The 7,636-nt window shown below is 37.8% G+C and carries 6 protein-coding genes; all 6 read left to right on the top strand.

The window, feature by feature from the left end; translation table 11 throughout:
* Window positions 1-56 precede the first annotated feature (56 nt).
* Window positions 57-290, top strand: coding sequence for a hypothetical protein (locus tag IEO70_RS07140; protein WP_190997676.1), 234 nt, complete (start codon window positions 57-59; stop codon window positions 288-290).
* A 217-nt stretch (window positions 291-507) separates the two neighbouring features.
* Entirely contained in the window at window positions 508-2,082 is a 1,575-nt protein-coding gene (locus tag IEO70_RS07135; RefSeq protein ID WP_190997675.1) for a rhomboid family intramembrane serine protease, read from the top strand.
* A gap of 398 nt (window positions 2,083-2,480) precedes the next feature.
* Window positions 2,481-3,941, top strand: a complete 1,461-nt coding sequence (locus IEO70_RS07130) for a spore germination protein (RefSeq protein WP_407948778.1) — start codon at window positions 2,481-2,483, stop codon at window positions 3,939-3,941.
* 95 nt (window positions 3,942-4,036) lie between these two features.
* On the top strand, window positions 4,037-4,240 hold the full coding sequence (locus IEO70_RS07125; protein WP_190997674.1) for a YqgQ family protein: 204 nt from the start codon (window positions 4,037-4,039) through the stop codon (window positions 4,238-4,240).
* Between the two features lie 11 nt (window positions 4,241-4,251).
* Window positions 4,252-5,217 carry an ROK family glucokinase gene (locus IEO70_RS07120; RefSeq protein ID WP_190997673.1) on the top strand — a complete coding sequence of 322 codons (966 nt, stop codon included), beginning with the start codon at window positions 4,252-4,254 and terminating at the stop codon, window positions 5,215-5,217.
* 379 nt (window positions 5,218-5,596) lie between these two features.
* On the top strand, window positions 5,597-7,495 hold the full coding sequence (locus tag IEO70_RS07115) for an LTA synthase family protein (protein ID WP_190997685.1): 1,899 nt from the start codon (window positions 5,597-5,599) through the stop codon (window positions 7,493-7,495).
* Window positions 7,496-7,636: the final 141 nt, after the last annotated feature.

Raw genomic sequence — 7,636 nt, 5'->3', positions numbered from 1 at the left:
AGAACGAAGGAATGTATGCGCATTAGACGCTGTGAGATGTGGGAGGGTATGCCGCCATGAATATGTGGGATCCAAGGTACGACCATATATTTTCACCAGTCTTTCAAAAAAGAGGAAGGGAAGGCTTCTTAAAGGTACCCTCCACTTCTAAAATGATTAAAATTCAGCTCATTCTTACGGGAATTTCACATTTATTTGATTCAAACGGCATAGCAATTCTACGAAAAACAGAGAAAAACAAAGAAAAACCTTACTTTATAGAGGGAGTATATATTTTTGAATTTAGATAGCTGTCTAACCTTACACCTGACATGCTCAAGCCTAAGCTGCCACGCCCAAGAAACCAAAACCGGGTTTCTTGGGCGATTCATCTTAGTCCTCCCGCATGTCTCCTTTTTCATTGAAGTAGTATCGGAGAGTAAAATCAAAAATGAAAAAGGACCGGTGACGGTATTTCTTATTGTAATTTATAGTTTAAAATGATAGAAATATGATAGGGAAAAGGAAATGCGTGTTTTGAAAGTAGGGAAAAGAGTGGGATATAGAGAAGACTATATATTTTGGCATATGATCCATACATTAACGTCCAAATATAATTATAGCTTAATTACAACTTCAGAAGATCAAAAGGAAGTTTGGATTGAAAACGATAAGGAGAAAAAGTATCCTATCATTCGATTCATGCGCTATGACTTCGATTGGGCTAATGTATTAAAGAAGGATTTGCAAAGAACAGCTATGAATGGGGAAAATATCCGGAAGCAGCTCGTAAAGAAAAATGCAGATATATTTAATATATATGTGTCACAATTTAAACCTGTCGATGATTACGAGTCTATAATTAAAAATGTCATTAAACATCAAAAGACAACCATTACTTCGACAATAATCGATTCGCTTTCTTGGAAAGAAGAACTGGCATCAATCGAACAGCAATTAGACAAGTCGATGATGATTGATACTATTCCTGAAGAGGCGGCAGAATATCAGGTGCAGGAAATTAAGTCACGTGTGTTATCAGCAGCCGTGAACAAAAGAAAAGCTGAGCAGAAAGTCTTTAACTTCGGCAAGCCGATTCTTACAAAAGTGTTTTTGGCGATTCAAATTGTTGTTTTCATATTAATGGAGATTGCAGGAAGCAGTGAGAGTACAGCTACTTTAGTAGAGTTCGGTGCTAAGTATAACCCATACATATTGCAAGGCCAATGGTGGCGATTTATTACACCGATTTTTATTCATATAGGCTTTTTGCATTTGGCATTAAACTCGATGGCTTTATTTTATTTGGGCGCTTCTGTTGAACGTATATATGGCAGCGTCAGAGTTTTCTTCATCTACTTATTTGCCGGTTTTATGGGAGTTGTGGCAAGCTTCGTTTCTACGGATACACTTTCAGCCGGTGCGAGCGGGGCAATATTTGGCTGTTTAGGTGCACTTTTATATTTTGGCATTACTAATAAGAAATTGTTCTTTAGAACGATGGGGATGAACATTATAGTTTTACTTATCGTGAACCTTGCCTTAGGTTTTATTATGCCGGGAATTGATAATGCAGGACATATGGGCGGATTAGTCGGCGGCTTTCTTGCAGCGGCAGCTGTCGGATTGCCGAAGACCAGCAAAAGGCTATATCAACTTGCAGCAACAGCGGTCTTAATCGCCGGAAGTGCAGCGTTAATACTGTATGGATTTAAAGACCAAGCAGATAATAATTATGATTTGACGCTCTCTTCTCTTGCTCAAGAATATATTTCTGCAGGCGACAATGAGAAAGCTGAAGAAGTATTGATAAAGGCGATTTCAATCAATTCTAATTCACCAAATGCGTATTTTTTATTGGGGAATTTAGAAGTTGATCAAAAGGAATACGAGAAGGCAAAAGAATACTATTTACAAACAATCGGTAAAAGTCCGCAGTTCCATCAAGCACACTATAATCTGGCACTGACATATTTACAGCAAGGAGAAGTTGAGAAAGCGAAGGAGAAATTGGACGAAGCATTAGAAATAGCCCCTTCGGAATCTTCTTACCGGGAATTAAGAACAGAGATAGATAATTGGCTTAAGGAAAATAAAGAATAATATTGTGTAAAAAAACTCTTAAAGACGGTTTTAAGTCCGTTTTTGAGAGTTTTTTTTAATTCCTAAGAAAGTATGTAATTTTTGAATTTGGAAATCTGTCTAGCCTTACACCTGCCATGCGCGGAGGCCTACAGGATGTAGGTCATATCGGCGAAGAACATGCGGACGTGACGCCTTTAGCTGATGTTCATTACTTGCTGCCTCTTCCAAGAAACCAAAGGCGGGTTTCTCGGGTTGGGCTCTCAGGATGAGAGTCACAAGCCACTTCCGCTTTTCGGTTCCCACATGGCACCTATTTCATTGAAGTGAATTCATGTGGCGAAATCAAAAATGCAAAAGGACCTTATGAATGAAAATGGATTGTTTTGTAAAAAATATACAATAGAAAGGAGCGCTGCATTGTGAAGAATATTACCCATGTTGTGTCTCAAAACATCGATGAAAATCTATCCTACTTAAATGAGGCGTTAGGCGTAGAGAAAAGCTTTGACGTCATTCGTCTTGATGTTGTATATGCTAACCGGAAAATGGCTTTATATTTAATAGATGGATTTGCTAAAGATGACATCCTTCATTATTTAATGACTGTTTTACTTCAATTGACAGAAGAAGATTTGCAACCTGATCCACTCGAAAAGCTGGTGAAAACATATATTCCATATGTCGAGGTAAGTACTACAGATAACCTAGAGGAACTTGTTAATAGTGTTTTAGCCGGTCCGACAGCTCTTGTTGTAGACGGACTTTCGAAAGCGATTCTAATTGATGCCCGCACATACCCGGTCCGCGGACCTCAGGAGCCGGATATGGAAAGGGTTGTAAGGGGGGCGCGCGACGGATACGTAGAAACAATTGTATTCAACACCGCTCTGACACGGAGAAGAGTACGAGACCGAACCCTTAGGATGGAATATATGTCAATTGGAAGACGGTCGAAAACAGATGTGGTAGTTTGCTACATTGAAGATATTGCAGACGGAAGGTTTGTAGATGATGTGAAATATGCACTTTCCAGTATTGATACCGACGGGTTGCCGATGGCTGAGAAAACAATTGATGAATATCTTACCGGCCATTTTTGGAACCCGTATCCGATTATGAGATATACAGAAAGACCTGATACTGCAGCTGCCCATCTATATGACGGACATGTAATCGTATTTGTGGACGGTTCTCCCAGTGCGCTTATAACGCCTTCTACCTTTTGGCACCATTTACAGCATGCGGAAGAATACCGGAATAAACCATTAGTCGGTGCATATATGCGGATTGTTCGATTTTTAGCGGTATGGGGGTCGATTTTTTTATTGCCTCTATGGTACTTTTTTGCCGAAAATCCAAATTATTTACCGGGAAATATGTCTTATATTGGAGCAGACGATTTAGGGAATATTCCACTTATCTTCCAGTTTATGATTATTGAGGTCGGTTTGGATATGCTGAGAATGGCAGCGATACATACACCCTCTTCATTAGGGACTGCACTCGGTTTAGTAGCCGCCCTGATGATTGGAGGAGTGGCAGTTGAAGTAGGTTTATTTTCTAATGAAGTAGTCCTTTACTTGTCTATTGCTGCTATCGGCACCTTTGCGACACCAAGTTACGAATTAAGTTTAGCTAATCGGCTTATGAGGATCTTTCTGCTTCTTGCGACTGCTGCATTTGGTTTAAGCGGATTTATTATCGGTAGTACGCTTCATTTATTATTTTTAGTGAAAATGAGATCCTTGGGTGTGCCATATATGTGGCCTTTTATTCCGTTTCAGTATCGCGCATTCCGCGATGTGATAATCAGGTCTCCTATTCCGCTGAAAAACAGACGACCAAGCATACTTCATCCGAAAGACCCGGATCGATAGAAAAATGTACTGAAATTCCTCATAATGTTGCCTTGTTAGTTATTGCTGCTTTCGATATACTTTTTATAGGCAAATTATATTAATGAGGTTAAAAGATGAATACAATCTATGATGTACAGCAATTTTTGAAACGATTTGGCATTTTTGTTTATTTAGGCGATCGTTTAGCCGATTTAGAAATGATGGAGAATGAAATAAAGGAGCTTTACAAATCCAATTTAATTGAAAAAGAAGATTTTCAAATGGCATTGTTGCTCCTTAGAAGAGATATCGCACTAGAAAAAGAAAAAAGATTATAGGGAGAAAAGATATGGAGAAATGGCTTGTAGGCATTGATTTAGGCGGGACCACAGTAAAAATGGCTTTTATCGATTTTGATGGGGCAATTCAGCATAAGTGGGAAATAAAAACAGACACGTCGAATCAAGGTGAAAATATTTTAAAGAATATAGCAGATGCTATTCAAACAAAACTTGTCGAAGCGGGAAAGAAGAAAGACGATCTTATCGGTATTGGCATAGGTGCTCCGGGTCCTATTAACCCTCTAAATGGAAACGTTTTCGAGGCAGTTAATCTCGGATGGAAAGACTATCCGCTTCAGGAAAAATTGTCGGAAGCAACCCAACTTCCGGTTTATGTCGAAAATGATGCCAATATAGCAGCTTTAGGTGAAATGTGGAAAGGCGCAGGAGAAGGCGCTAAAGATTTAGTTTGCTTTACGTTAGGGACAGGCATTGGCGGCGGTGTGATAGTTAACGGTCTTCTTGTTCAAGGAGTCAGCGGTGCAGCCGGCGAAATAGGCCATTTGCCTGTCGTTTTACATAATGGATACGCTTGTAATTGCGGTAAGACGGGATGCTTAGAGACTGTTGCATCTGCGACAGGTATTGTTCGATTGGCGATGGAAGAGATCGAACAATATCCAAATTCATTGTTGTCAAAAATTTATAAAGAAACAGGAGCACTTACCGCAAAAGATGTTGCAGATTCAGCACGCGAAGGCGATGAATATGCAAAAAAAGTAATGGACCGGGTCTCTTCATACTTAGGTCTGGCTGTTGCGAATGTTGCCAATGTACTTAATCCGGAAAAAATAATTATTGGCGGCGGAGTTTCTAGAGCTGGTTCAATTTTGCTGGATTATGTAGAAACATACTATGAAAAGTATGCATTTATTCGGGTGAAGAAATCTACACAGTTAGCGTTGGCTACTTTAGGAAACGATGCTGGTGTTATTGGAGCCGCATGGCTTGTAAAATCAAGCTTAGTTAAATAATAGCGGTCGAAATTAATAGCATACTCAGCATTGATAAAACTGGATAAGATAGAGGAGTGAACGCTCCTCTCTTTTTTGTTTATACATATTTGTAAAGAAAATAAAAGAAAATGAAACTTTTTGCCAGCTAATACGTCTATTATGAAGGATATGTAAATATTGTTGCAAATAGAGACGAAAATTAGGTTATTTTTGGGTTTGATTTTTTTAAGTAAAAGTATTAAGCTGTTATCATTGGTTAATTCATACAATGATTTTGGGATCTGGGCAAATCTTTAACTTAATTTACAAAAAAGATGAATAGTCACAGTAGTTCTGCTGACTTATTTTACAATGCCTATAAGTGTGGGAGGTATAAGCAATGAAAAAGTATCTTTCAATGGAAAAGTTTTCAGTTAAAAGCATTTCATTGATGGCAGTTGCTATAGTAATGCTATGGATCAAAACATACATTACCTATAAAGTAAGCTTTGATATAAGTATAGAAAACTGGATGCAAGAGTTCATCCTGTTCATAAACCCGTTATGCTTTCTGATGCTGATATTCGGTATCGGATTATTCATTAAAGATAAAAGACGACCGGCCTTTATACTTACGACAAGTATTTTGATTTCGGCTATTTTATACGGAAACGTAGTCTATTATCGTGAGTTTACAGATTTTCTAACTCTTCCTTTATTGTTCCAAGCGGGGAATCTTGGCGATTTAGGAGCAAGCATTACCAGCTTATTAACACCTTGGGATTTTCTATTCTTTATTGATGTAGTTATTCTTGGGTTGATTATGAAGTTCAAACCATCATTTGTGGTGAACAAAACATATTCTAAGACTAATAGAAGAGTGTATTTCTTGCTTGTGGTTGCGATTGGTTTCTTTAACTTAGGATTAGCGGAAACTGAACGCCCGGAATTACTGACAAGAACATTCGACCGTGAGATTTTAATTAAGAACATCGGAACATACAACTATCATTTGTATGATATTTATTTACAATCAAAATCTTCAGCTCAAAGAGCATTGGCTGACGGCAGTGAACTGACAGAGATTGAAAACTATTCTCGCGCGAACTATAAAGAAGCAAATTCAGCTCTTGGAGGAATTGCGAAGGGTAAAAACCTGATTGTAATTAGTATGGAAAGTACCCAAAACTTTGTAATTAACAATACAGTGAATGGTCAAGAAATTACGCCGTTCCTAAATAAATTTATTAATGAGAGCATGTATTTTGATAATTTTTATCACCAAGTAGGACAAGGGAAAACATCTGATTCCGAATTCTTGCTTGAAAACTCTCTATATCCGTTAAGCCGTGGTTCTGTTTTCTTTACACATTCTCAAAACGAGTATACAACTTTGGCTGAAAAATTAGCGGAAAATGGCTATAATACAGCTGCTTTCCATGCGAACAGCAAAAGCTTCTGGAACCGGGATGTCATGTATGATGCATTAGGATATGAGACATTCTATGATATTGACAGCTACGATGTAAATGAAGAGAATTCAGTAGGTTGGGGTCTGAAAGACAAAGAGTTCTTTGAACAATCTATTCCGTATCTAAAGGAAATGCAGGCACAAGGTAAGCCTTTCTATGCGAAGATGATTACACTTACGAATCACCATCCATACACATTGGGTGAAGAAGATGCGTCAATTGAGCCTTATAATTCTAACTCAAATACGTTAAATAACTACTTCCCGACAGTCCGTTATACGGATGAAGCGATTGAGTTATTTATTAACAGACTGAAAGAAGAAGGCTTATATGATGATACTGTCATTGTTATCTATGGAGATCACTACGGTATTTCTGAAAACCATAATAAAGCAATGGCGCAATATTTAGGTTTAGAGGAAATTACAGCATTGGATTCAGTTCAATTGCAAAGAGTTCCGCTAATCATTCATGTCCCTGGAACAGAAGGTGAAACGATTTCAACTGTTTCCGGACAAATTGACTTAAAACCGACACTGCTTCATTTGTTTGGATTAGAATCAAAAGATGACATTCAGTTCGGTACTGATATTCTTTCAGATGATAAACTGCAATTCACGGTTTTACGTGATGGCTCAATCATTACAGACAAATATGTCTATACAAGAGAAACGTTATACGATAAAGAAACTGGTGAAGTACTGGATGATACAAGCGTAATCCAGCCATATATCGAGAAAGCTAATCAGGAGCTCCAATACTCTGATAAAATTATTTATGGTGACCTGTTACGTTTTAACACGGCTGCAACCACTAATAATTATTCAGAAACAGAAAAAGAATAATTTCTGCTTGAGGCAATTATACTCTTATAAAGAGCATAGTTGCCTCTTTTTCATTTGATTTTTTTAGGCAATATATAATTATTTATAAGAAGAAAGATGTAATATAGTAAATTGAATGGGTATAAAGTCTGATGTTTTATT

The sequence above is a fragment of the Peribacillus faecalis genome, assembly GCF_014712675.1.
Taxonomy (GTDB): Bacteria; Bacillota; Bacilli; order Bacillales; family DSM-1321; genus Bacillus_AD; species Bacillus_AD faecalis.
This window is presented reverse-complemented; position numbering and strand designations above follow the sequence as displayed.